This is a genomic window from Hymenobacter agri, from assembly GCF_054778495.1.
On record NZ_BAAGZM010000862.1, the window covers coordinates 1 to 1,385 of the forward strand.

General features: G+C 64.9%; 1 protein-coding gene and 1 pseudogene. Both read left to right on the top strand.

All coding sequences use genetic code 11. The features are described from left to right. Window positions 1–252, top strand: a pseudogene (locus ACYVDE_RS22870) (threonine aldolase); the annotation flags it as partial. Window positions 253–364: 112 nt separating this feature from the next. Continuing rightward, window positions 365–1,385, top strand: a 1,021-nt coding sequence (locus ACYVDE_RS22875) for a cation:proton antiporter (protein WP_460503840.1), incomplete at its 3' end; no start/stop codon positions are given.

Genomic DNA, 1,385 nt, shown 5'->3' on the forward strand with positions numbered 1-1,385 from the left:
CGCGCCGCGCAGCTGGCCGCCACGCTGCGCCGGCAGCCCTACGTGGCCGAGGTGCTGAACCCGGAAACCAACCTCGTCATCTTCCGCCTGCACGACGCGCTGCCGGCCGCCGATTTCCTGGCGGCACTCGAAGTGCAGGGCATCCGGGCCAGCAGCTTCGGGCCGCAGTGGATTCGCTTCGTCACGCATCTGGACGTAGATGATGCGATGGTGGCGCGCATTGAAGCGGCGCTGGCATCAATGAGCGAATGAGTGAATGGGTGAATGAGTGAATGCTTGTTCGAGTGCCCGCTAGGTACGCAAGCACGCTTTCTCATTCACTCATTCGCTTATTCACCCATTCACCCATTCACTCTTTGCCCCCATGGACCTCTACACCGCCTTGGCGCTGCTGCTCGTAACGGCCGCCGCGTTTGCCTACCTCAACCTGCGCTTTCTGAAAATGCCCACGGCTATCGGGCTGATGGTGCTGGGGCTGGTGGCCTCGCTGGCGCTGGTGGGGCTGGCGCGCTTCGAGGTGAAGCCGGTGCTGGAGTTTGGCCGGCTGGTGAACAAGCTCGATTTCAGCACCATCGTGATGCAGGTGATGCTGGGCTTTCTGCTGTTTGCGGGCGCCATGCACGTCGACACCCGCAGCCTGGGGCGGCTGCGCTGGCCGGTGAGCGTGCTGGCACTGGTGGGCACGCCGCTGAGCACCGGGCTGGTGGCCGGCGCCATGTACCTGCTGCTGCCGTGGCTGGGGCTGCCCACGCCGTTCATCTACTGCCTGCTGTTTGGGGCGCTGATTTCTCCCACCGACCCGGTGGCCGTGCTCAGCATCCTCACCAAGGCCAACATTCCCAAATCGCTCGAAACTAAAATTGTGGGCGAGTCGCTATTCAACGACGGCGTGGGCGTGGTGCTGTTTGTGGTGACGCTGGAAGTGGCCCTGCTCGGGCCCGGCGAGGTGAGTGTGAGCCACGCGCTGGGCATTTTTCTGCGCGAAACGGTGGGCGGGCTGGCCCTGGGTACGGCCCTGGGGCTGGGCACGGCTTGGCTGCTGCGCACCATCGATAACTACCAAGTGGAGGTGCTGATTACGCTGGTCGAGGCGGCCGGCGGCACGGCCCTGGCCACGCGCCTGCACACCTCGGGCCCGCTGGCCATGGTGATGGCTGGGCTGCTGGTAGGCCACTTCAGCCGCCACGGCAGCATGCTCTCAGAGGAGTCGCAGGACTACGTGGACAAGTTCTGGGAGCTGATTGACGAGGTGCTGAACGCGCTGCTATTTGTGCTGATGGGGCTGGAAGTGCTTGTGCTGAATATTCCCGGGCGCACGGTGCTGCCGGGCGTGGCGGCCATTGGGGTGGTGCTGGTGGCGCGGCTGGCGGCGGTGGCACTGCCGC